The organism is Streptomyces sp. NPDC041713 (assembly GCF_055591085.1).
Genome location: NZ_JBVIZY010000002.1, coordinates 285,924 through 308,136, shown reverse-complemented (window position 1 = coordinate 308,136; position 22,213 = coordinate 285,924). Strand labels below are relative to the sequence as shown.

Sequence of the window (22,213 nt, the reverse complement as noted above, 5' to 3'; positions counted from 1 at the left end):
TCCGCTGCCCTCTTCGCAGCGACCCCCCGAGAGGTCTTCTTCCGATGCGCCAACCGTCCGTCACAGCCCGCCGCACGGCAGCGGCATCCGTCAGCCTCGTCCTGGCCGCGAGCGTCGCCGCCTGCGCGGGCCCGAAGGACAACGACGCCGGGAGCGGCGGCGACGGCAAGCCCGCCAAGGGCGGCACGCTCACCGTCCTCAACCGCGACCCGCAGACCGACTTCGACCCCGCGCGGCTCTACACCTCCGGCGGCGGCAACGTGCCGAGCCTCGTCTTCCGCACGCTGACCACCCGCAACCGCGAGGACGGCGCCAAGGGCGCGGAGGTCGTCCCCGACCTCGCCACGGACCTCGGCAAGCCGAGCAAGAACGCCACCGTATGGACGTACACGCTGAAGAAGGGGGTCAAGTACGAGGACGGCACGCCGATCACCTCCGCCGACGTGAAGTACGGCATCGAGCGCTCCTTCGCCGCCGAACTCAGCGGTGGCGCGCCCTACTTGCGGGACTGGCTCGTCGGGGGCGACACGTACCAGGGGCCGTACAAGGACAAGGGCGGCAAGGGGCTCGCATCCATCGAGACGCCCGACGCGCGCACCATCGTCTTCCATCTGAACAAGCCCGAGGGCGAGTTCCCCTATCTGGCGACGCAGACGCAGTTCACGCCGGTGCCCCAGAGCAAGGACAAGGGCACCAAGTACGAGGAGCACCCGGTCTCTTCCGGCCCCTACAAGGTCGTCAGGAACGAGAACGACGGGGAGCGGCTGCGCCTTGAGCGCAACCCGCACTGGTCCGCGCAGACCGACGCGGAGCGCAAGGCCTACCCGGACGTCATCGACGTACGCTCCGGCCTCGACTCGTCCGTCATCAACCAGCGGCTCTCCGCGGGCCAGGGCGCCGACGCCGCCGCCGTCACCACCGACACCAACCTCGGCCCGGCCGAACTCGCCAAGGTCACCGGCGACAAGGAGCTCGCCTCGCACGTCGGCACCGGGCACTTCGGTTACACGAACTACCTGGCCTTCAACCCGAAGGTGAAGCCGTTCGACGACCCCAAGGTGCGCCAGGCCGTCTCGTACGCCGTGGACCGCTCCTCCGTCGTCAACGCCGCGGGCGGCTCCTCGCTCGCCGAGCCCGCCACCACGTACCTGCCGAACCAGAAGTCCTTCGGATACACGAAGTACGACCACTTCCCGGCGGGCCCGAACGGCGATCCGAAGAAGGCGAAGGAGCTCCTGAAGGAGGCCGGTCACCCGGACGGACTCACCATCACGCTCACGCACTCCAACGCCAAGGACTTCGAGACCAGCCCCGAGATCGCCACCGCGGTCCAGGACGCCCTGAAGAAGGCCGGCATCACCGTCAAGCTGCGCGGACTCGAGGACAACGACTACAAGGACACGGTGCACAGCGCCAAGGACGAGCCCGGTCTCTTCCTCGCGCACTGGGGCGCCGACTGGCCCTCCGGCGGCCCCTTCCTCGCCCCGATCTTCGACGGCCGGCAGATCGTGAAGGACGGCGCCAACTTCAACTCCGGCTTCCTGGACGACACGTCCGTCAACGACGAGATCGACGAGATCAACAAGCTGACCGATTTGAAGGCCGCCGCCGAGCGGTGGGGCGCCCTCGACAAGAAGATCGGTGAGCGGGCGCTGACCGTGCCGCTCTTCCACCCGGTCTACAAGCGCCTCTACGGCAAGGACGTCAAGAACGTCGTCATCAGCGACTGGACCGGTGTCCTCGACGTCTCCCAGGTCGCGGTGGAGCAGTCGTGACGACCGTCTGGCGGCGGCTGCGCGAGCAGCGCGCCGCCCTCGTCGCGGCGGGCGTCGTCGCGCTGCTCGTCCTCGTGGCGCTCGCCGCGCCGCTGCTCACCGCCCTGGAGGGGCAGGACCCCACCACGTACCACCCGGATCTCGTCGACTCGGCGCGCGGCGGCGTGCCGGTCGGGTCGTTCGGCGGGATCAGCGGCGAGCACTGGCTCGGCGTCGAGCCGCAGACCGGCCGCGACCTCTTCGCCCGCCTGGTGCACGGGGCGCGCGTCTCGCTCGGCGTCGCGCTCGCCGCGACCGTCGTGCAGCTCGTCGTCGGGGTCGCGGTCGGTGTCGCCGCCGGCTTCGGCAGCCGCTGGCTCGACCAGGTGCTCAGCCGCGCCACCGACGTGATCGTGGCACTGCCGCTGACGGTCTTCGCGCTCGCGCTGATGGCGGTCGTGCCGAGCGGCTTTCCCCGGCCGGTGCTCGTCGCCCTCGTCATCGGGCTCGTCGCCTGGGGCAGTGTGGCGAAGATCGTGCGCGCGCAGACCGTCACGCTCAAGGGGCTCGACCACGTGGCCGCCGCCCGGCTCAGCGGCTGGGGCGGCGTGCGGGTCGCCCGCCGCGAACTGCTGCCGGCGCTCGCCGCGCCCGTCCTCACCTACGCCGCGCTGCTCGTCCCCACGAACATCACCGTCGAGGCCGCGCTGTCCTTCCTCGGGGTGGGCGTGAAGCCGCCCACCCCGTCCTGGGGACAGATGCTCACCGCCGCGGACGTCTGGTACCAGGCGGCCCCGCAGTACCTGCTGTTCCCGGCGGGCGCGCTGTTCGTCACCGTCTTCGCGCTCACCGTCCTCGGTGACGGCGTGCGCACCGCCCTCGACCCGCGCGCCGCGTCCCGGCTGCGGATCGGGACGGGCCGCAAGCGGGAGGTCGGCGCATGACCGGCTTCCTCGCGCGGCGCCTGGCGGGCGCCGCCGTCACCCTGTTCGCCCTCTCCGTGATCGTCTACGCGGTGTTCTACGCGGCGCCGGGCGACGTCGCCCAGATCACCTGCGGACCCCGCTGCTCACCGGCCCAAGTGCACCAGGTCGCCGAACAGTTGAGACTCGACGACCCGCTGTACGTGCGCTACTGGGACTTCCTGCAGGGCCTGTTCGTCGGCCAGGACTACTCCACCGGTACGGGCACCGAGCACTGCGGCGCGCCCTGCCTCGGCGTCTCGTACCAGAGCGACCAGCAGGTCACCGCGCTGATCGCGGCGAAGCTCCCGGTCACCGGGTCGCTCGCGCTCGGCGCCATGGTGCTCTGGCTGCTCCTCGGCGTCGGCACCGGCGTGCTCTCCGCCTGGCGGCGCGGCCGGCTGAGCGAGCGCGTGCTGACCGCCGTCACCCTCGCGGGCACCGCCACGCCCGTCTTCGTCATCGGGCTGCTCCTGATGATCGTGGTCTGCGGTCAGCTGCGGTGGCTGCCCTTCCCGCAGTACGTCCCCTTCGCGGACGACCCGACGCAGTGGGCGTGGAACCTGCTCCTGCCCTGGCTGTCCCTCGCGCTGATCGAGGCCGCCAAGTACGCGCGCCTGACCCGCTCCGCGATGCTGGAGACGCTAGCCGAGGACCATGTGCGGACCTTCCGCGCGTACGGCGTGGGGGAGCGGTCGATCATCGGCAGGCACGCGGTGCGGGGCGCCGTCGCGCCCGTCATCGCGCTGACCGCCAACGACTTCGGGTCGATGTTCGGGGGCGCGGTGCTCAGCGAGACGCTGTTCGGGCTGCCCGGCCTCGGCCGTGAGCTCGTGCACGCGGTCGAGGTCGTCGACCTGCCGGTGGTGGTCGGGCTCGTCATGGTCACCGGCTTCTTCGTGGTGCTCGCCAATGCCGTCGCGGACGTCCTGTACGCGGTGGCCGACCGACGGGTGGTGCTGTCGTGAGACTTGTCCAAGTCAGCGATCTGAGCGTCGAGTTCGGCTCGGGCGAGGGAGTCGTCCACGCCGTCGACGGCGTCTCCTTCACGCTGGAGCGGGGCGGCGCGCTCGCCCTGGTCGGAGAGTCCGGCTCCGGTAAGTCCACGGTGGCGTCCGCGCTGCTCGGACTCCATCGGGGTACCGGGGCGCGCGTCAGCGGATCGGTGCGGGTCGACGGCATCGACGTACAGGCCGCGTCCGATCCCGAACTGCGGCGGCTGCGCGGCGGGAAGGCCGCGATGGTCTTCCAGGACCCGCTGTCCTCCCTCGACCCGTACTACGCGGTCGGCGACCAGATCGCCGAGGTGTACCGGGTGCACACCGGGGCGCCTCGGCGGGCGGCACGCGCGCGTGCCGTGGCGGTGCTCGACCGGGTCGGCATCCCCGACGCCGCGCGCCGATCGCGCTCGCGCCCGCACGAGTTCAGCGGCGGCATGCGCCAACGCGCCCTCATCGCCATGGCGTTGGCCTGCGAGCCGGCGCTCCTCGTCGCCGACGAACCGACCACCGCGCTCGACGTCACCGTGCAGGCCCAGATCCTCGACCTGCTGCACACGCTGCGGCACGAGACCGGCATGGGGCTGCTCCTGGTCACCCACGACGTGGGCGTCGCCGCGGAGAGCGTCGACGAGGTCCTGGTCATGCGGGACGGGCGCGCGGTGGAGCGCGGGGCGGTACGGGAGGTCCTGGGGGCGCCCCGGGAGGCGTACACGCAGGAACTCCTCAGGGCCGTGCCGCGCGTGGACTCGCCGCTGGCGCCGACCGCCGGTGACGCGGGCGAGGTCGTGCTCGAAGCCGTCGGTCTGCGCCGGGAGTTCGGGCGCGGCCGGCGCGCGGTCACCGCCGTCGACGACGTCTCGCTCACCGTCCGCCGCGGGGAGACCCTCGGCATCGTGGGCGAGAGCGGCAGCGGCAAGACCACGCTCGGCCGGATGCTGGTGGGCCTCCTGGAGCCGACCGCCGGGGTGCTCCGCCACGGGGGTGTGGAGCGGCCCGGCGGCCAAGTGGTCCCCGGGGTGCAGATGGTGTTCCAGGACCCCGTCTCCTCGCTCAACCCGCGCCGCTCGATCGGTGAGTCCATCGCGGACCCGCTGCGGGCGCGGGGCGAGAGCGACTCCTTCGTACGGGGGAGAGTGAGCGAACTCCTGGGGCGCGTAGGGCTCGACCCGGCGCACTACGACCGCTACCCGCACGAGTTCAGCGGCGGGCAGCGCCAGCGCGTCGGCATCGCGCGGGCACTCGCCGCCGAGCCCAGGATCATCGTCTGCGACGAACCGGTGTCGGCCCTCGACGTGACGACACAGGCCCAAGTGACCGCGCTGCTCGCCGAGTTGCAGCGGGAACTCGGGCTCGCGCTGGTCTTCGTCGCGCACGATCTCGCGGTGGTACGTCAGGTCAGCGACCGGGTCGCCGTGATGCGGCAGGGCCGGATCGTCGAACAGGGCACCGTGGCGGAGGTCTACGGGGCGCCCCGGGACCCGTACACCGAACAGCTGCTCGCGGCCGTCCCGGCGCTCGACCCGGAGGCGGCGGCGGAGCGCAGAGCGGTACGCAGGGAGGCGCGGAGGGAGCCGGTGGGGGTCTGACCGGCGGAGTACGGGGGATGAGGGTCCGCCGGACCCGCTGGCCGCAGCCTGACTCTCCGTAGCGGAATCGGGGTTCCGAGCCGCCATAGCGCGACAGAACGCAACCGGCGCGGGAAAGTTACTGCCGTTCACCCCTTTTGGTGGTGCGACGGACAACCGTCCGTCGCACCACCCGCATGACCGCATACGTTCGTCCCGCTGCGAGCCGCCGGCCCAACGGCGGCTCCCCAGACGGGAGATCGGGGGTGCGCTCGTGCGCGTCGGACTGCTTACGGAGGGTGGCTATCCGTATGTGAGCGGTGACGCCAGGCTCTGGTGCGACCGGCTCGTGCGGGGGCTCGGGCAGCACGAGTTCGACGTCTACGCCCTCAGCCGCAGCGAGCAGCAGGAGGCCCAGGGCTGGGTCGAACTGCCGCCCCAGGTCGGCCGGGTGCGCACGGCCCCGCTGTGGAACGCCGACGACGAGGCGCTGCGTGCGGCGGGGCCGCGCGGCGGGCGCGGGCGGCGGGCCCGGCGCCGGTTCGCCGAGTGCTTCGGGGAGCTGGCCGACGTGGTGTGCCGGGGTGGCGGGGGCGCCCGGGACGGCGGGGCGGACGGTCCCCGCGAGGGTGGGGCGGACGGTTCCCACGGCGGCTCGTCGGGTGGCTCCCACGACGGGCGGTCGGGCGGTTCCCACGACGGGCGGTCGGGGGACGAGCGCGACGCGGTGGCGGACCGTTTCAGCAACGCTCTGTACGGGCTCGCCGAACTCGCCCGCGACGAGGGCGGACTGGTGGGTGCGCTGCGCTCGGAGTCCGCCGTCCGCGCCCTGGAGCGCGCCTGCCGCGCGCCCGGCGCACTGCGCCCCGCCCACGCCGCGCGCGTGCCCGACCTGCTCACCGCCGCCGCTCTGATGGAGCGCGCGCTGCGGCCGCTCTCCCTGGACTGGTACGACGCCGAAGGGCTCGGCGCCGTCGACCTGTGCCACGCCACCTCCGGCGGGCCCGCGGCGCTGCCCGGGCTGCTGGCCGGGCACTTCGCCGGGGTCCCGCTGCTCGTCACCGAGTACGGCGTACAGCTGCGGACCCACCACCTCGCCACCGGCGACACGGACCTGAGCGCACCGGCGCGGGCGCTCCTCGCCTCCTTCCACGGGCTGCTCGCGGCCGAGGTGTACCGCGGGGCCACCCTCATCACCCCCGGCAACGCCCACGCCCGGCGCTGGCAGGAGCGGTGCGGCGCCGACCGCGCCAAACTGCGCACGGTCCACCCGGGCATGGCCGCCGACCGCTTCACGGAGATCGGCGAGGGCGGTTACGACGACTTCGCCGCCGACCCCGACACCCTCCTGTGGGTCGGCCGCATCGAGCCCGCCAAGGACCTGATCTCGCTGCTCCACGCCTTCGCGGAGATCCGCGCGGAGGTGCCGGGGGCCCGGCTGCGGATCGTCGGGGCGCCGGCCGAGGGGCCCGAGGCGCGGGCGTATCTCGCGCATTGCCGAGCCCTCGCCGCGCAGCTCTTCCCCGACGAGGCGGCGGGCGCGCACGCCGTCGGCGACAACCCCGTCTCCTTCGAGGAGATCGGCGGCCCGGACGTGCCCGAACTCGCCGACGCGTACGCCTGCGGCGGCATCGTCGTCCTCTCCAGCGTCGTCGAGGGCTTTCCCATCAGCCTGGTCGAGGCCATGTTCTGCGGGCGCGCGACCGTCTCGACGGACGTCGGCGCGGTGGTGGAGGTCATCGGCGGTACGGGGCTCGTGGTGCCGCCGCGCAATCCGCGGGCGCTCGCGGAGGCGTGCGTGGCGCTGCTGCGCGACCCCGAACGGCGTGCGCGCCTGGGGGCGGCGGCGCGGGCGCGGGCCCTCGAACTCTTCACGGTCGAGCAGAACGTGGCGGCATTTCGAAGCATTTACCTGGAGATCGTCTCGCACTGCCCGGTGCGCAGGGACGCGGTCGACGAGACGGGCGAACCGGTGCCGTTCGCGCACCCCGCGGAGGCGTGCCTCCCCGGCCGGTGGGCGGTCGCGGTGGGCCCCGCGTCGAGCGCCCCGGAACCGGAGGCGGGGACGGAGGCCACCGGCGTACCGAGCTGGGCGGCGCCGGAGGGGCGGTCGACAGAGGCGACAGAGGTGCCGGATGCGGCGGATGCGGCAGAGGCGGCGGATGCCACCGAGGCCTCGTCGGCAGAGGCGTCGGTGCGAAGGGAGGAGGCGGCGGTATGAAGCGACCCGAGGGAACCACCGACGCGGTGGACGCGCCACGGGCCCCGCGCGGTGCGGACGGCTGGGACGCACGCTCCGAGGAGCTCCTCGCGGACCGGGCCGACCCCTCTCACTCCGACCCCCCGCGCCCCGGAGACGCCCGCCCCCCGCACCCGGGAGACGCCCGCCCCCCGCACCCCGGAGACCCCCGCCCCAAGCCCCGCCGGCGCGGTGCCGGTGACCCCGTCAAGGCCCTCATGCATCGCCACCGTGCGCTCTGCGAGCGTGCCGTCGACCCGCTGGAGATCGCGGCGGGGCTGGAGGCCCACGGCCTCACCGACCGTGCGGCCGCTCGCTTCCGGCACCGGGACGTGTTCGCGCTGGCCGAGGAGATGTACGCGCGCGTGCCCCGCGACGGCGCCGACGACGGCACGCCCCCGGACCCGTCCCCGCACGGCGATGTCCGTACCGACATACCCGGCGTGCCCACCGGCTGGGCCCTCTTCGCGCTCCTGCCGGGCGCCGTGTGCGCGGCGGGCGTGGCCGGGGCGGCCCTCGCCGAGGGGACCACGCGGCTCGTGGTCCTCCTGGTCGGCGCGCTCGCCGTCGCCGTCGCCCTCCACGTCGCCCTGCGGTACGGACCGCTGCGCGCCACCGGCCACCCCGTCCCCGCCACCCGCGCGTGGACGTGCTGGCTCCTCGCGTACGCCCTGCTCGGCGACGGCCTGCTGCGCGGCGTCGTCGCGGGCGGCCCGGACGGCCCCGGTGATCTCTGGGACCCCGCGCTCGCTCCGGCCCTCGGTCTCGCCCTCGCCGTGGCGCCCGCCGCCTGGTGCGCCCGCCTCTTCGCCGTACGGGCCGGGGCGCGCGTCACCGCCAGCCGCGGCCTCGACGAATTCGCCTCCTCCGTACGGCCGTTGCTCCTCGGCGTGGTCGCGCTCTTCCTGGCCGTGCTCGGGGCGCTGCTCGCTGCCTCCGACACGCTGGTCGGACCGATCGCCGACCGGACGGGCCTCGCCGACCACCCCACCGGCGGCCCACCCGCACTCCTCGGCGCCACCGCACTCGGCGCGCTCCTGCTGCTCGCCCGGCTCCTCGGCGCGTACGGCTTCACGCGCGCCCCCGCCCTGCTCCTCGGCGCCGCCGGCGCCTGCGAAGCCACCGCTCTGGCCCTGGTGTTCGCGGGCCGGCTGCCCACCTGCGACCCCCTGGCCGTGCCCGTCACCGCCGCCGTCGACGCCTGGGGCCCCGGCGTCGTACCGGCAGCCGCGTGTGGCACCGCCGCCCTCGTCCTCCTGGTCCACGCGGCCAGGACCCTGACCCTCGCCTCGGCCCACGCCGGTCCCCGTGACGCGCCGTGACGCCGAAGGCGGCCCGACCACTCTCCCGCGGGGCCGACACCGCGGGCGTCCTCCCCGTGCACCACGGCACCATCCCGAAGGAGAAAGACAGATGACCACCCGCAGCCGTCTCCGCCGCCGAGCGGCCACCCCGGGAGGCGCCCGATGAGGGTGCTGCTGATCGGAGCCAACGGATACCTCGGCCGGTTCGTCGCCGACCGGCTGCTCGCCGACCCGGCCGTGCAGCTCACCGCCCTCGGCCGCGGCGACGACTCGGACGTACGGTTCGACCTCGCCAGCGGAAGCCCCGGCGCGCTCACCCGCTTCCTCGACGCCGTCCACCCGGGCGTCGTCATCAACTGCGCCGGCGCCACCCGCGGCGGCGCCCGCGAACTGACCCGGCACAACACCGTCGCCGTCGCCACCATCTGCGAGGCGCTGCGCCGCAGCAGCTGCGGGGCCCGCCTCGTGCAGCTCGGCTGCGGCGCCGAGTACGGGCCCAGCCAGCCGGGCTCCTCGACCGCCGAGGACGCGGTGCCGCGCCCCGGCGGGCCCTACGGCGTCAGCAAGCTGGCCGCCACCGAACTGGTGCTCGGCTCGGGTCTCGACGCCGTCGTCCTGCGGGTCTTCTCGCCCGCGGGACCCGGCACCCCCGCCGGATCGCCGCTCGGCCGGCTCGCCGAGGCCATGCGGCGCGCGATGCAGGCCGGGGACGGCGAGCTCAAGCTCGGCGGACTCGGAGTGCAGCGCGACTTCGTCGACGTACGCGACGTGGCGCGCGCCGTGCACGCCGCCTCGCTCTCCGCCGCCCAGGGCATCGTCAACATCGGCGCGGGACGCGCGGTGCGGCTGCGCGACGCGGCCGCCGTCCTGGCCCGCGTCGCGGGGTACGGCGGCGCGCTGCACGAGCTCGACCAGGTGCCGGTGCGCGCGGCCATCGGCCACCCGCGCGGCGAGGACGGGCACGGCGCCCCGGCCGCCGCGTACCCCTACCCGGACGGCTGCGGCAGCTGGCAGCAGGCCGACGTCCGCACCGCGCGCGACCGGCTCGGCTGGCGGCCCCGCATCAACCTGGAGGAGTCGCTCGCCGACATCTGGATGGAGGCCGCATGCCGCATCTGACCAGGTCCACGACGGGCGCCGCGAGCACCGAGGTGCGCGTCGGCTTCGGCGTCCCCGGCTTCGCCCACCCGCTCGTCGCCCCCGTCGAATGGTCCGAACTCACCCGCCCCGGCACCCCTTTGAAGTGGGTCGTCCTGAATGTCGCCAACGGTCCCGGCGAGCGGCCCGACCCGCACTGCCTGGAGGCGGCGGGCCGGCTGCGCAACGCCGGCGTCCGGGTCATCGGCCACCTCGACACGACGTACGGCGCCCGCTCCTTCGGGGAGCTCGTCTCCGACGCGCACCGCTACCACGACTGGTACCGGGTCGACGGCTTCCTCCTGGACCGCTGTCCCACCGAACGGGCCGCGCTGCCGGAGGTGCGCAGGACGGTGGCCACGCTGCGCGCGCTCGTCGACGACGCGCACATCGTGCTCGGCCACGGCACCCACCCGTACCCCGGATACGCCGAGTCGGGCGACCAGTTGGTGACCTTCGCCGGGGCGTGGAGCGACTACCGCTGGTCACAGGTGGCCGAGTGGACCGCCGACTATCCGCCCGAGCGCTTCTGCCACCTGGTGCACGGCATGCCGCGCGGCCACCTCGACGAGGCGCTGCGCATCGCCCGCTGGCAGGGCGCGTCGACGATCTACTTCACCGACCGCGGGGACGGGGGCGGCCACGGCGACCCCTGGGAGTCGCTGCCCGGCTACTGGGACGACATCGTCTCGCGGGTCGGGACGGGTATCTCGGAATGAAAAAGGGCGTGGCAGTGTTACAGGCAGAACAACCGTTCCGCACAACCGACCAACGGAGTCCCCGTGTCGCTGCCACCCCTGGTCGAGCCCGCCGCCGAGCTCACCGTCGACGAGGTCCGCAGGTACTCCCGCCACCTGATCATCCCCGACGTCGGGATGGACGGGCAGAAGCGGCTGAAGAACGCCAAGGTGCTGTGTGTCGGCGCCGGCGGCCTCGGGTCCCCGGCCCTGATGTACCTGGCCGCGGCCGGTGTCGGCACGCTCGGCATCGTCGAGTTCGACGAGGTCGACGAGTCCAACCTGCAGCGCCAGATCATCCACAGCCAGGCCGACATCGGCCGCTCCAAGGCGGAGTCCGCGAAGGACTCGGTCCTCGGCATCAACCCGTACGTGAACGTGATCCTGCACGAAGAGCGGCTCGAGGCCGACAACGTGATGGACATCTTCAGCCAGTACGACCTGATCGTCGACGGCACGGACAACTTCGCCACCCGTTACCTGGTCAACGACGCGTGCGTGCTCCTGAACAAGCCGTACGTGTGGGGATCCATCTACCGCTTCGACGGCCAGGCGTCCGTCTTCTGGAGCGAGCACGGCCCGTGCTACCGCTGCCTCTACCCGGAGCCCCCGCCCCCCGGCATGGTCCCGTCCTGCGCCGAGGGCGGCGTGCTCGGCGTGCTGTGCGCGTCGATCGGCTCCATCCAGGTCAATGAGGCGATCAAGCTCCTCGCGGGCATCGGTGAGCCGCTCGTCGGCCGCCTGATGATCTACGACGCCCTGGAGATGCAGTACCGCCAGGTCAAGGTCCGCAAGGACCCCGACTGCGCGGTCTGCGGCGAGAACCCCACCGTCACCGAGCTCATCGACTACGAGGCCTTCTGCGGCGTCGTCTCCGAGGAGGCCCAGGAGGCGGCGGCCGGTTCGACGATCACTCCCAAGCAGCTCAAGGAGTGGATCGACGGCGACGAGAAGATCGAGATCATCGACGTCCGCGAGCCGAACGAGTACGAGATCGTCTCGATCCCCGGCGCCAAGCTGATCCCGAAGAACGAGTTCCTCATGGGCACCGCCCTCCAGGACCTCCCGCAGGACAAGAAGATCGTCTTGCATTGCAAGACGGGTGTCCGGTCCGCGGAAGTCCTGGCCGTGCTGAAGTCGGCGGGCTTCGCCGACGCGGTGCACGTGGGCGGCGGCGTGATCGGCTGGGTCCACCAGATCGAGCCCGAGAAGCCGGTCTACTAGGCGTAGGGCCTGAACGGTCCAAAAGGGGGCCCGCACCAATTTGGTGGGGGCCCCCTTTTCGCCTCAAGGGCTCGTCCTCAAACGCCGGACGGGCTGACACGGCTCACGATGAGCAGACCTTGCCGTCCTTCGGGGGCGTGCCCTCCAGCAGGTACGTGTTGATCGCGTCGTCCACGCAGTCGCTGCCGTTGCCGTACGCCCCGTGGCCCTCGCCCTTCCAGGTCAGGTGGACGCCGACGTCCTTGCCGAGCTCGTCCGCCATCTTGCGGGCGCCCTCGTAGGGGGTGGCCGGGTCGCCGGTGTTGCCGACGACGAGGATCGGGGCGGCGCCGGGCGCGCTCACCTCGGGGGAGTCGGCCAGGCCGGGGACCGGCCACTCGTGGCACCAGCCCGCCGTGTCCCAGCCGAGGAACTCCCCGAAGACCGGCGAGATCTCCCGGAACCGGCTCAGCCGCTGCTTCGCCTCCTCCGGCGTGGTCCGCTCCTTCGCGTCCCGGCAGGAGATGGCCCGCTGCGAGTGGCTCTGGGTGCTGTAGTGACCGGACGCGTCGCGTTCGTTGTAGGCGTCGGCGAGCTGGAGCAGCGGCGAACCGTCGCCCTTCTCCGCCGCAGCCAGTGCGCGGGTCAGCGTGGGCCAGGTCTGCTTGCTGTACAGCGTGATCAGGATGCCTGTGCTCGCCAGGGACTCGGTCAGCTTGCGGTCGCCCGAGGCGCGCATCGGCTCGGCGTCCAGGCGCCGGAAGAGCTTCGCCACCTTCGCCGTGCCCGCGTTCGGGTCCTGGCCGCGCGAGCGGAAGTAGTTGTCGAGGGCGCGCTGGAAGCCCTTCGCCTGGTTCTCCGCGTGGCCGATCGAGTCCGCGCTCGGGTCGACGACCGCGTCGAACGTGAGGCGGCCGACGCGGCGGGGGAACAAGTGGGCGTACGTCCCGCCCAGTTCGGTGCCGTACGAGATGCCGAAGTAGTGCAGCTTGTCGTCGCCGAGGACCTGGCGCATGACGTCCATGTCGCGGGCCGCCTCGACCGTCGAGACGTGCTCGATGAGCTTCTTCGCGTCCCGCGCGCAGCCCGCGCCGAAGTCCGCCGCGTCCTCGAAGTAGGCCCGCTCCTCGGCCGCCGTGTCCGGCGTGAGGTCGACCTTCTTCTCGGCGGCCTGCGTCGCCTCGTCGTCCCGGCAGCGCACGCCCTCGCTCGCCGCGACCCCGCGCGGGTCGAAGCTGACCAGGTCGTACCGCTCGCGCAGTTTGGTGTACGAGTCGGCGAAGGAGGGCAGCCCGGAGACGCCCGAGCCGCCCGGGCCGCCGAAGTTGAAGAGCAGGGAGCCGATGCGGTCGCCCTTGCCCGTGCTCTTGGCGCGGATCAGGGCGATCCCGATCGTCTCGCCGTCCGGCTTCGCGTAGTCCAGCGGGACCTTGAGGGTCGAGCACTGCCACTGGGCGCCCGGCGCGCTGCCGCCCTCGGGCGCCTTGCAGCCCTTCCAGTCCAGCTTCTGGGTGGTCAGCGACGCCGGCAGGGTCGAGGAGGGGTCGGGCTTCGGGCGGGGAGCGTTCGACGAGGGGGCCTTGTCGTCGCTCCCGCCGTCGTCGGACGAGCTGCAGCCGGCGGCCAGCCCCGCCACGAGCACTGCTGCGGCGGCCAGGGCCGTGGACCGTACGAAACGCTGCATGGACGCGCTTCCCCCCTCGGAAAGACAGTCAGGCCATAGTAGGCGGGGCCACCGACAACGCCCTCGGGGCCCGCCGCGGCGTCAGGAGCAGACCGTCTCCGCGTTCGGGACCGTCCCCTCCAGCAGGTAGCCGTCGACGGCGTCGCGCACGCAGGCGTTCTTGCTGTCGTACGCGCCGTGCCCCTGGCCCTTGTACGTCATCTCGACGCCGACGCCCTTGCCGAGCGCCTGCGCCATCTTGTGCGCCCCCTCGTACGGCGTGGCCGGGTCGCCGGTGTTGCCGATGACGACGATGGGCGGCGCGCCCGCGGCGCTCACGTCGGGGTGGTCGGCCTGGCCGTCGACGGCCCAGTCGGTGCAGCTGACCATGCCCCACGCCAGGTAGTCGCCGAACAACGGCGAGGCCTTGCGGAACTCGGGGAGCTTTTCCTCCACGTACCGCGGGGTGTAACGCGCCTTGTCGTCCGCGCAGTTGATGGAGACGTTGGCCGACTGGATGTTGCTGTACTGGCCGTCCTCGTTGCGCCCGTTCATGGAGTCGGAGAGGGCCATGAGGATCTTGCCGTCGCCGTCGTAGGCCTCGTCCAGGCCCTGGGTGAGGTAGGGCCAGAAGTCCTTGGAGTACAGGGCCTGCGCGATGCCGTTGGTGGCGGCGGTCTGCGTCAGTTCGCGCGGCGGCAGACCGCGGATCGGCTTGCGGTCCAGGTCCTTCAAGAGCTTCGCGATCTTCTCCTTGACCTGCGCCTCCGTGTCGCCGACGGGGCAGTCGTCCGCCTGTGACGTGCAGTCCTTCGCGAAGTTGTCGAGCGCCAGCTGGAACCCCTCGGCCTGGCCGAGCGAGCCCTGCTCGGCGTTCTCGGTGGGATCGACGACCGCGTCGAACACGGCCCGCCCCACCTTCTTGGGGAACAAATGTGCGTAGACGCCGCCGAGTTCGGTGCCGTACGAGATCCCGAAGTAGTGCAGCTTGTCGTCGCCGAGGACCTGGCGCATCAGATCCATGTCGCGGGCCGCGTCGGTGGTGCGCACGTGCGGGAGGGTCGCGCCGGCGTTCTTCTCGCAGCCGCCGTTGAACGACTTCACGTTCTCGACGAGCTTCTTCTTCTCGCTGTCGTCGTCGGGCGTGGCGTCCTGCTGGAAGTACGTGTCGAGCTGCTCGTCGTCCTCGCAGCGGATGCCCGCGCTGGCGCCGACGCCGCGCGGGTCGAAGCTCACCAGGTCGTAGCGGGTGCGCAGCTTGGCGTAGTCCTCGCCGAAGGCGGGCAGCGTGGTGACGCCCGAGCCGCCGGGGCCGCCGAAGTTGAAGACGAGGGAGCCGATGCGCTTCTTCTTGTCGCCGCTCGCGGCCGCCTTGATCAACGCGATGTCGATGGTGTCGCCCTTGGGTTTCGACCAGTCGAGGGGGGCCTTCATGGTGGCGCACTGCCACTCGGCGCCGCCCGGCAGCGGGGACGGGGCGTCGCCACCGCCCTCGGCGGCGTCGGGCGCGGGGCAGTCCTTCCAGCTCAGCTTCTGGGTCGGCAGATCCTCGTCCTTGGCGTCGCTGCTGCCGCACGCCGAGAGCGTGGCGGACAGGAGCAGGGCGGCGGCGGCCAGCGCGGTGACGCGTGGCTGGGACTGTGTGGGCATGTCCCCATCCTGCGGGGGCTCCTGACGGGGCGCTCGGGGCGCGGGCCGTGTGGGTGAGGATCCGGCCACGGAAATCCGGCGTCGCGCTCGGCTCAGCGGCGGACGGACGGGGTCACAGGAAGCGACGGATGGGCTGGACGGCCACCTCGCGGGCCCGCTGGACGGCGGAGCGCTTCTTCCACCGGTCTCGCCGGATCAGTTCGCTGACCGCGGTGTCGGCCTCGAAGTGCTCGTCCAGGGTGGCGGTGAACTCCTGGTCCAGGACGGCGAGCATGACTTCCTCGTCATGGTCGAGGGAGCGGCGGTTGAAGTTCGTGGAGCCGATCAGCGAGGCGACACCGTCGACAGTGATGATCTTGGCGTGCATCATCGTCGGCTGGTACTGGTAGATCTTCACCCCGCACGCGGTGAGTTCTTCGTAGTGGTGCTGGCCCGCCAGCCGGCACACCCGCTTGTCGGTGTGCGGACCGGGCAGCACGATCTCCACCTGCACGCCGCGCCGCGCGGTGGCACACAGGAGTTCGATGAAGTACGCGTCGGGGGAGAAGTAGGCGGTGGACAGCCGGAAGCGTTCCTCGGCCGACTCCAGCATCACCCGCAGCAGCGTCTGCATGTCCTGCCAGCCGAAGCTCGCCGAACCCCGCACGACCTGCACGATGGCGCCGCCCCGCGGACGATGGTCGATGAACCGGTCCCTGGCGTCGAAGAGCTCGTCATGGCACTCGGCCCAGTTCTGGGCGAACGCCGCCGCGAGACCGTCCACCGCGGGCCCGCGGACCTCGACGTGCGTGTCGCGCCACTCGTTCTCGTCGCGGGCATCCCCGCACCACTCCTCGGCGATGCCCACCCCGCCGGTGAACGCGGTCTCCTCGTCGACGACCAGAACCTTGCGGTGACAGCGGTGGTTCTGCTTGAACGGCGAGAGGTACAGCGGCTTGCGGAACCACGCCACCTGCACCCCCGCCTGCTCCATCGCGGCCAGCTGCTCGGTCTCGATCAACCGGCTGCCGAACCCGTCCAGGAGCAGCCGCACCCGCACCCCGGCACGGGCCCGCTCGGCGAGCGTCTCGGCGAACCGCAGGGCGATGTCGCCCTTCCAGTACACGAACGTCATCATGTCCACGGTGTGCTCGGCACGGCGGATCCCCTCGAGCATGGCCGCGAAGATCTCGTCCCCGTTGCGCAAGGGGGTGAGCGCGTTGCCCTCCGTCGCCGCGATCCCGATCAGCCGCTCCAGGCGACGCCGTATGCGTGCGACACGGGCCCCGGGGTCGGACCCGTCCGCCGTACCGGACATCGGCGCACTCAGCCCGGCGGATTCCTGCGTACTGGTCATGGTTCTCCGGCCGGCACACAACGCGGATGTCTGAGGGCCGCGGTGCCCGGTCCGGCGCGGGCTGAGCAGCGCGCCGACTTTACCGGTCCTCAGCCCTCGGCCAGCTGCCGGGCCGCCGCCGTCCCCGTGGCCACGCACGCGGCGACGCCCACGCCCTCGTACGCGGCCCCGCACAGCGCGATCCCCGGCAGGCCGCCGACCGCCTCACGGACCCGGGCGACGCGCTCGATGTGGCCGACCCCGTACTGCGGAAGGCCGCGTTCCCACCGTCGGACGCGGGCCGCGACGGGCTCCCCGATGGGGCCGAGGGCCTCGTGCAGCTCCCGGACCGAGGTGCGGATCAGATGGCGGTCCGGCGGGGCGAGCCGGTGCTCCTCGGCGACCCGGCCGATCGAGGTGCGCAGCAGGAAGAGGTCGGGCGCGGCCTCGCCCTGCCAGCCCCACTTGTTGCTGAGGAACGTGGCGGCCTTGAGGGCGCGCCCGTCGACGGCCGGCACCAGGAAGCCGTTGCCTATGGGCAGCGCGTCCCCGTGCCCGGCGCTCCCCTGCCCCCGGACGAGGGCTTCCGTGCGCGGGAACGCCATGGTCACCACGGCCGTGCTGGCGTGCTGGATCGCCCCCAGGTCGGCGTCCGCGAGCGGCGCGTGCGGGCGCAGCAGCTCCGCGGCCTCGTACGCGGGCACGGCGAGCACCACGGCGTCCGCCTCCAGGAGGAGCGGGCCGTCACCGGTGACGGCGAGCACCCGCCACCGCCCCGCGGGGGTGCGCTGCAGTTCACGCGCGCGCGTGCCGGTCAGGATCCGGGCGCCGCTCGCCGCGGCCACGGCGTGCGGGAGACGGCCGTTGCCGCCGCGCAGGCTGCGTACGGGGACGGGGCGCGGGCTCCCGGATTTCGCGCTCCCCGCGCGCGGGGCGGTGGCCCCGGGCGGCGTACGCATCTCCCGCAGCGCGGCGAGCAGCGGCCCACCCCGCTCGGCGACCGCCGCCACGCGCGGGAGCACGGCCCGCAGCGAGAGCCGGTCGGGGCGGCCCGCGTAGACCCCGCCGAGCAGCGGCTCCACGAGCCGGTCCACGGCCTCCTGACCCAGCCGCCCGCCGAGGTACTCGGCGACGGACACGTCGTCGCCCTGCGGCTCCGCGGGCAGCGTCTCGTCCAGGCACAGCCGGGCCGCCGCCTCGTCCGACAGGAGCCCGGTGCCGGTCAGGGCGTCGGGGTCGGTGGGGATGCCCATGACGTGGCCGGGCGGCAGCGGGCGCAGGGCGCCGTGGGACCACAGGGTGGTGGGCGCGGGGGCCGGGTCGCACAGGTCGTCGCCGAGGCCGACGTCCTCGGCGAGGCGCACGGCCTCCGGGCGCAGCGCCATCAGGGACTCGGCGCCCTCGTCGACGGGGACGCCCGCGAGGGTGCCGGTGCGGAGCTTGCCGCCGATGACGGGGGCGCCCTCCAGGACGGTGACCTCCGCGTCGGCGCGCAGCCGCAGGGCCGCCGTCAGTCCGCTGATGCCGCCGCCGACGACGATCACTGAACGCGTCATGCCGCGCTCCCTTCGTTCGGTGCCGGGGTGCCCGGCGCGAGCAGCTCGCGCAGCTCGTCCTGGTGGGGGAAGCTCCCCGGTTCGTACGCGCACCAGGGATCGGCGGCGAGGACCCGCCCCGTGGCCCCGTACGCGCGCGAACGGGAGCCGCCGCACACGGTGTTGAACTCGCAGCGGCCGCACGCCCCGCCGAGCAGCGCCGGGTCGCGCAGCGTGGTGAAGAGCGCGGAGCCCCGGTAGATGTCGACCAGCGGATGGTGTCTGACGTTGCCGGCCGACAACGGCAGGAAGCCGCTGGGATGGACCTCTCCGGTGTGCGAGACGAAGACGAAGCCGCGTCCGGAGCCGACGTCCATGGGCGGTCTGCGCACCGCGCGCCGCTCCCCGTCGTGCAGACCGAGCGCACGCGCGCGTGCCGTGAGCCGCGCGTACAGGGGCCCTGTCACGGGTGTCCCGCCGTGCCGTTCCAGGAGGGTCCGCTGGAGCATGACGCGGCGGAAGTGGTGCCCCTCCGTGGTCTTGGTGGCCATGACGGCGCCCGTGTCGTACAGGAAGTGCAGGACGTCCTCGACCTCGCCGGGAGTGAGCGCGGCGAGCTGTTCGCCGCGGCCCGTCGGCACCAGCACGAAGCCGCTCCACAGCATCGCGCCCTCGCGGCGCACCAGGGCGGCGACGTCCGCGAGGTCCTCCAGGCTGTCGCGCGTGACGGTGGTGTTGATCTGCACCTTCAGGCCGAGCTCACGGGCGGTCCGCCAGCCGTCGAGGGTCCACTCGAAGACGCCGTCCACACCACGGAACGCGTCGTGCCGCGCGGCCGTGGAGCCGTCGACGCTCAGCGAGAGGGCGACGGCGCCCGCGTCGCGCACCGCCGTGAGGTTCGCCCGGTCCAGCGTCGGCGTGCCCGAGGGGGAGACGGCGACGCGGAGCCCGCGGGAGGTGCCGTACGCGACGAGGTCGGTGAGGTCGGGGCGCTGGAAGGGGTCGCCGCCCGTGATCACGAAGAGCGGGCTCGGCCGCCCGAAGGCCGCGATCTGGTCCATCAGACGGCGGGCGTCGGCGCCGTCCAGCTCGCCGGGGTCCCGCGCGGGCTGCGCCTCGGCCCGGCAGTGCACACAGGCCAGCGGGCACGCGCGCGTGGCCTCCCAGATGACGATGAAGGGGCGCTCGCCGACGTCGTGTGGCGGGCGCCTGACGAGGCGGCTCACGACACCCGCTCCCAGCCCCGCTCCGGTTCCCGGTTCGCGAGCCGCCCGGGGTCGCGCCTGCGGTAGACCACGTACGGCCTGAAGAGGTACTTGAAGGGCGCGCTGACGATGTGGGCGAGCCGCGAGAAGGGGATCAGCGCGAACAGCGCGAAGCCGAAGACGACGTGCAGCTTGAAGGCGAGGGGCGCGGCGCCCATCAGCGCGTAGTCGGGCCGGAGCGTGAACAGGCTGCGGAACCAGACGGAGACGCCCTCGCGGTAGTTGTAGTCGACCGCTCCGGAGGAGTTGAGGACGGTCGCGACCAGGCCGAGCAGCAGCGCGGCGAGCAGCACCGTGTACATCAGGTGGTCGCTGCGCAGGGTGGCCTTGCGGACGGCGGGCACGGTCAGCCTTCGGTAGACCAGGACGCCGATCCCGCCGGCCGCCGCGAGGCCCGCGACGGCGCCGGTGGAGACGGCCATCAGGTGGTACGTGTGGTCGCTGACGCCCACCGCGTCGGTCCAGTCGTCCGGGATCAGCAGCCCCACCACGTGGCCGAGCACGACGAACGCCATCCCGAAGTGGAACAGCGGCGAGCCGATCCGCAGCAGCCGCGACTCCCGCAGCTGGGAGGAGTGCGTGGTGAGGCCGAACCGGTCGTACCTGGCCCGCCAGGCGAGGCCCGCGACCAGGAGGGTGACGGCGACATAGGGCATGACGCCCCAGAGCATGAGGTCCATTACGCCGGGGTCCTTTCCCGTCCGGAGCGGCCGGGGAGCGTGGGCCAGGGGAGGGCCACGCCGGGCCCGAGGGGTTCCATCCCGGACCCGAGGGGTTCCATGCCGGGCCCGAAGGGCTCCAGGCCGACGCTCTCGCGCGGCGGCCCGCTGCGGGCCAGCGCCTTGGCCTCGGCGCGCGTGCGCGGGGAGGGGCCGGGCAGTGTCCCGCAGACCGCTTCGAGCACGCGCGCGTACGGGGTGTCCGCGTCGGTGACGGCGAGCCGCAGCAGTTCGAGCCCGGCCCGGTGCTCCTCCAGGAGGGCGGTGCCCGCGGCCTCCTCGCGGGCGGCGAACTCCAGCATCACCGGCAGGAAGTCGGGCAGCTCCGTGGAGGCGAACTCCAGGCCGTGCTCCCGGTACACGCGCTTGACGCGCACGAGGGAGAGCCCGCGGTTGCGGGTGTCGCCGTCCGACCACCAGGTCAGGTACAGACAGCGGCGGTTGCGGGTGTCGAAGACGTCCGTGTAGTGCGCGGCGAGGTCCAGGGGACGGCGCACGCGCGCGTGGGCGACGAATTCCCGCAGCATGGGGTGGTCGCACGCGTCGTGGAGGCGGTCCAGGTCGGCGTAGAGCCGCTCGTCCGGGTACTGCAGGAGCCGTCCGGCGACGAGGCGGACGACGGCGTCGGGGCTCATGCGCTCCTCCGGGTGGGGCTGAGATTGAGCAGCACGCGCTCTTCGGGGACGGCGGGTACGGCCTCGCCCACCGGGCAGCCGTCATCGAGGGGATGCGTGCCGGCGAGGGCGTCCGCGTCGGCCCGCGCGGCGGTCGGTATCACGTACCGGTCCTCGTACTTGGCGACGGCGAGCAGCCGGAACATGTCCCGCAGCTCCTCGCCGGTGAGCCCGACGGCATTCGCCACGGCCTCGTCCGGGGTCTGGCCGAGGTTGACGGCCCGCATGTAAGACCGCATCGCCGCCATCCGGCGCAGCACCGCGTCGACGGCGAACGCGTCGCCCGCGGTGAGCAGTTCGGCCAGGTACGCGACGGGGATGCGCAGCGAGTCGATCGCTCCGAAGAGGTTGCCCGCCTCCTCCCCGTCGCGGCCCGCGGCGGCGACCGCCTCGACGACGGGGGAGAGCGGCGGCACGTACCAGACCATCGGCATCGTGCGGTACTCCGGATGCAGCGGCAGCGCCACCTGGTACGTCCTGATCAGGTCGTACACGGGGGAGCGGCGCGCCGCGTCCAGCCACTCGTCGGTGATGCCGGACGCGCGGGCGGCGGCCGCGACCGCCGGATCGTGCGGGTCGAGGAAGCACTCCAACTGCGCCGGGTAGAGGTCCTGTTCGTCCTCGACGGAGGCGGCCTCGGTCACCTTGTCGGCGTCGTACAGCATCACCCCCAGGTAGCGCATGCGCCCGACACAGGTCTCCGAGCAGATGGTCGGTATCCCCACCTCCACGCGCGGGAAGCAGAACGTGCACTTCTCCGCCTTGCCGGTGGCGTGGTTGAAGTAGACCTTCTTGTACGGGCAGCCGGTGACGCACATCCGCCAGCCGCGGCACTGGTCCTGGTCGACGAGGACGATGCCGTCCTCCTCGCGCTTGTACATCGCCCCCGACGGGCACGACGAGACGCACGCGGGGTTGAGGCAGTGCTCGCAGACCCGCGGCAGATAGAACATGAAGCTCTGCTCGAACTCGAAGCGGATCCTCTCGCCGACCTCGTCGCGGATCTTCTCCACGAGGGGGTCCCTTGGCCCGTGCTCCGGGGCGCCGCCGAGGTTGTCGTCCCAGTTGGGGCCCCACTCGATGGTGCCGATCGGCTCGCCCGTCACCTGCGAGACCGGCTTGGCGACCGGGATGTCGTCGCCCGCCGGGGCGTCGGTCAGGTTCTTGTACTCGTACGTCCAGGGCTGGTAGTAGTCCGAGAGCTCCGGCAGTTCGGGGTTGGCGAAGAGCTGGCCGAGCCGCTTGAGGCGCCCTCCGGCCCGCAGCCGCAGCCGGCCGGACCTGGTCCGCTCCCAGCCGCCCTTCCACCGCTCCTGGTCCTCCCAGCGGCGCGGATAGCCCTGTCCGGGCAGGGTCTCGACGTTGTTGAACCAGACGTACTCGGTGCCCTTGCGGTTCGTCCACGCCTGCTTGCAGGTGACCGAACACGTGTGGCAGCCGATGCACTTGTCGAGGTTCATGACCATGGCGATCTGGGCCATGACGCGCAT

17 protein-coding genes are annotated in these 22,213 nt (G+C 72.9%); 9 read left to right on the top strand and 8 right to left on the bottom strand.

The window, feature by feature from the left end; genetic code table 11:
• Positions 1-44 precede the first annotated feature (44 nt).
• The 9 genes from ACZ6CV_RS06220 to moeZ all read left to right on the top strand — a co-directional run bounded on the left by ACZ6CV_RS06220 (position 45) and on the right by moeZ (position 11,923).
• Positions 45-1,775: an ABC transporter substrate-binding protein gene (locus ACZ6CV_RS06220; protein ID WP_469249821.1), complete on the top strand. Its 1,731-nt coding sequence runs from the start codon at positions 45-47 to the stop codon at positions 1,773-1,775.
• Positions 1,772-2,698 carry an ABC transporter permease gene (locus tag ACZ6CV_RS06215; RefSeq protein ID WP_469249820.1) on the top strand — a complete coding sequence of 309 codons (927 nt, stop codon included), beginning with the start codon at positions 1,772-1,774 and terminating at the stop codon, positions 2,696-2,698. Before ACZ6CV_RS06220 ends, ACZ6CV_RS06215 begins: the two co-directional genes overlap by 4 nt.
• Positions 2,695-3,684 (top strand): ABC transporter permease, encoded by a 990-nt coding sequence (locus ACZ6CV_RS06210; protein WP_469249819.1) that lies wholly within the window; start codon positions 2,695-2,697, stop codon positions 3,682-3,684. The genes ACZ6CV_RS06215 and ACZ6CV_RS06210 overlap by 4 nt, the downstream gene beginning before the upstream one ends.
• A complete protein-coding gene (locus ACZ6CV_RS06205) occupies positions 3,681-5,303 on the top strand; it encodes a dipeptide ABC transporter ATP-binding protein (RefSeq protein WP_469249818.1) in 1,623 nt (540 codons plus the stop codon). The genes ACZ6CV_RS06210 and ACZ6CV_RS06205 overlap by 4 nt, the downstream gene beginning before the upstream one ends.
• 253 nt (positions 5,304-5,556) lie before the next feature.
• Entirely contained in the window at positions 5,557-7,503 is a 1,947-nt protein-coding gene (locus ACZ6CV_RS06200) for a DUF3492 domain-containing protein (protein ID WP_469249817.1), read from the top strand.
• Entirely contained in the window at positions 7,500-8,843 is a 1,344-nt protein-coding gene (locus ACZ6CV_RS06195) for a hypothetical protein (RefSeq protein WP_469249816.1), read from the top strand. Before ACZ6CV_RS06200 ends, ACZ6CV_RS06195 begins: the two co-directional genes overlap by 4 nt.
• Positions 8,844-8,987: 144 nt before the next feature.
• Complete coding sequence (locus tag ACZ6CV_RS06190; protein ID WP_362364431.1) at positions 8,988-9,944, top strand: NAD-dependent epimerase/dehydratase family protein; 957 nt, start codon at positions 8,988-8,990, stop codon at positions 9,942-9,944.
• Positions 9,932-10,681: a spherulation-specific family 4 protein gene (locus ACZ6CV_RS06185; RefSeq protein ID WP_469249815.1), complete on the top strand. Its 750-nt coding sequence runs from the start codon at positions 9,932-9,934 to the stop codon at positions 10,679-10,681. The genes ACZ6CV_RS06190 and ACZ6CV_RS06185 overlap by 13 nt, the downstream gene beginning before the upstream one ends.
• Before the next feature lie 63 nt (positions 10,682-10,744).
• A complete protein-coding gene (moeZ, locus tag ACZ6CV_RS06180; RefSeq protein WP_469249814.1) occupies positions 10,745-11,923 on the top strand; it encodes an adenylyltransferase/sulfurtransferase MoeZ in 1,179 nt (392 codons plus the stop codon).
• A 103-nt stretch (positions 11,924-12,026) separates the two neighbouring features.
• Here moeZ and ACZ6CV_RS06175 read toward each other — a convergent pair whose 3' ends face one another.
• From ACZ6CV_RS06175 to narH, 8 genes are all read right to left on the bottom strand, one after another.
• Entirely contained in the window at positions 12,027-13,586 is a 1,560-nt protein-coding gene (locus ACZ6CV_RS06175; RefSeq protein ID WP_469249813.1) for an alpha/beta hydrolase, read from the bottom strand.
• An 81-nt stretch (positions 13,587-13,667) separates the two neighbouring features.
• Positions 13,668-15,215 carry an alpha/beta hydrolase gene (locus ACZ6CV_RS06170; protein ID WP_469249812.1) on the bottom strand — a complete coding sequence of 516 codons (1,548 nt, stop codon included), beginning with the start codon at positions 15,213-15,215 and terminating at the stop codon, positions 13,668-13,670.
• Positions 15,216-15,327: 112 nt separating this feature from the next.
• Positions 15,328-16,512, bottom strand: a complete 1,185-nt coding sequence (locus ACZ6CV_RS06165; protein WP_469250288.1) for a phospholipase D-like domain-containing protein — start codon at positions 16,510-16,512, stop codon at positions 15,328-15,330.
• A 128-nt stretch (positions 16,513-16,640) separates the two neighbouring features.
• Positions 16,641-18,086: a protoporphyrinogen oxidase gene (hemG, locus tag ACZ6CV_RS06160; RefSeq protein WP_469249811.1), complete on the bottom strand. Its 1,446-nt coding sequence runs from the start codon at positions 18,084-18,086 to the stop codon at positions 16,641-16,643.
• Complete coding sequence (locus tag ACZ6CV_RS06155) at positions 18,083-19,291, bottom strand: TIGR04053 family radical SAM/SPASM domain-containing protein (RefSeq protein ID WP_469249810.1); 1,209 nt, start codon at positions 19,289-19,291, stop codon at positions 18,083-18,085. Before ACZ6CV_RS06155 ends, hemG begins: the two co-directional genes overlap by 4 nt.
• Positions 19,288-20,010, bottom strand: a complete 723-nt coding sequence (gene narI, locus ACZ6CV_RS06150; protein WP_469249809.1) for a respiratory nitrate reductase subunit gamma — start codon at positions 20,008-20,010, stop codon at positions 19,288-19,290. Before narI ends, ACZ6CV_RS06155 begins: the two co-directional genes overlap by 4 nt.
• Positions 20,010-20,684: a nitrate reductase molybdenum cofactor assembly chaperone gene (gene narJ, locus ACZ6CV_RS06145; protein WP_469249808.1), complete on the bottom strand. Its 675-nt coding sequence runs from the start codon at positions 20,682-20,684 to the stop codon at positions 20,010-20,012. Before narJ ends, narI begins: the two co-directional genes overlap by 1 nt.
• On the bottom strand, positions 20,681-22,213 hold the full coding sequence (gene narH, locus ACZ6CV_RS06140; RefSeq protein WP_469249807.1) for a nitrate reductase subunit beta: 1,533 nt from the start codon (positions 22,211-22,213) through the stop codon (positions 20,681-20,683). The genes narJ and narH overlap by 4 nt, the downstream gene beginning before the upstream one ends.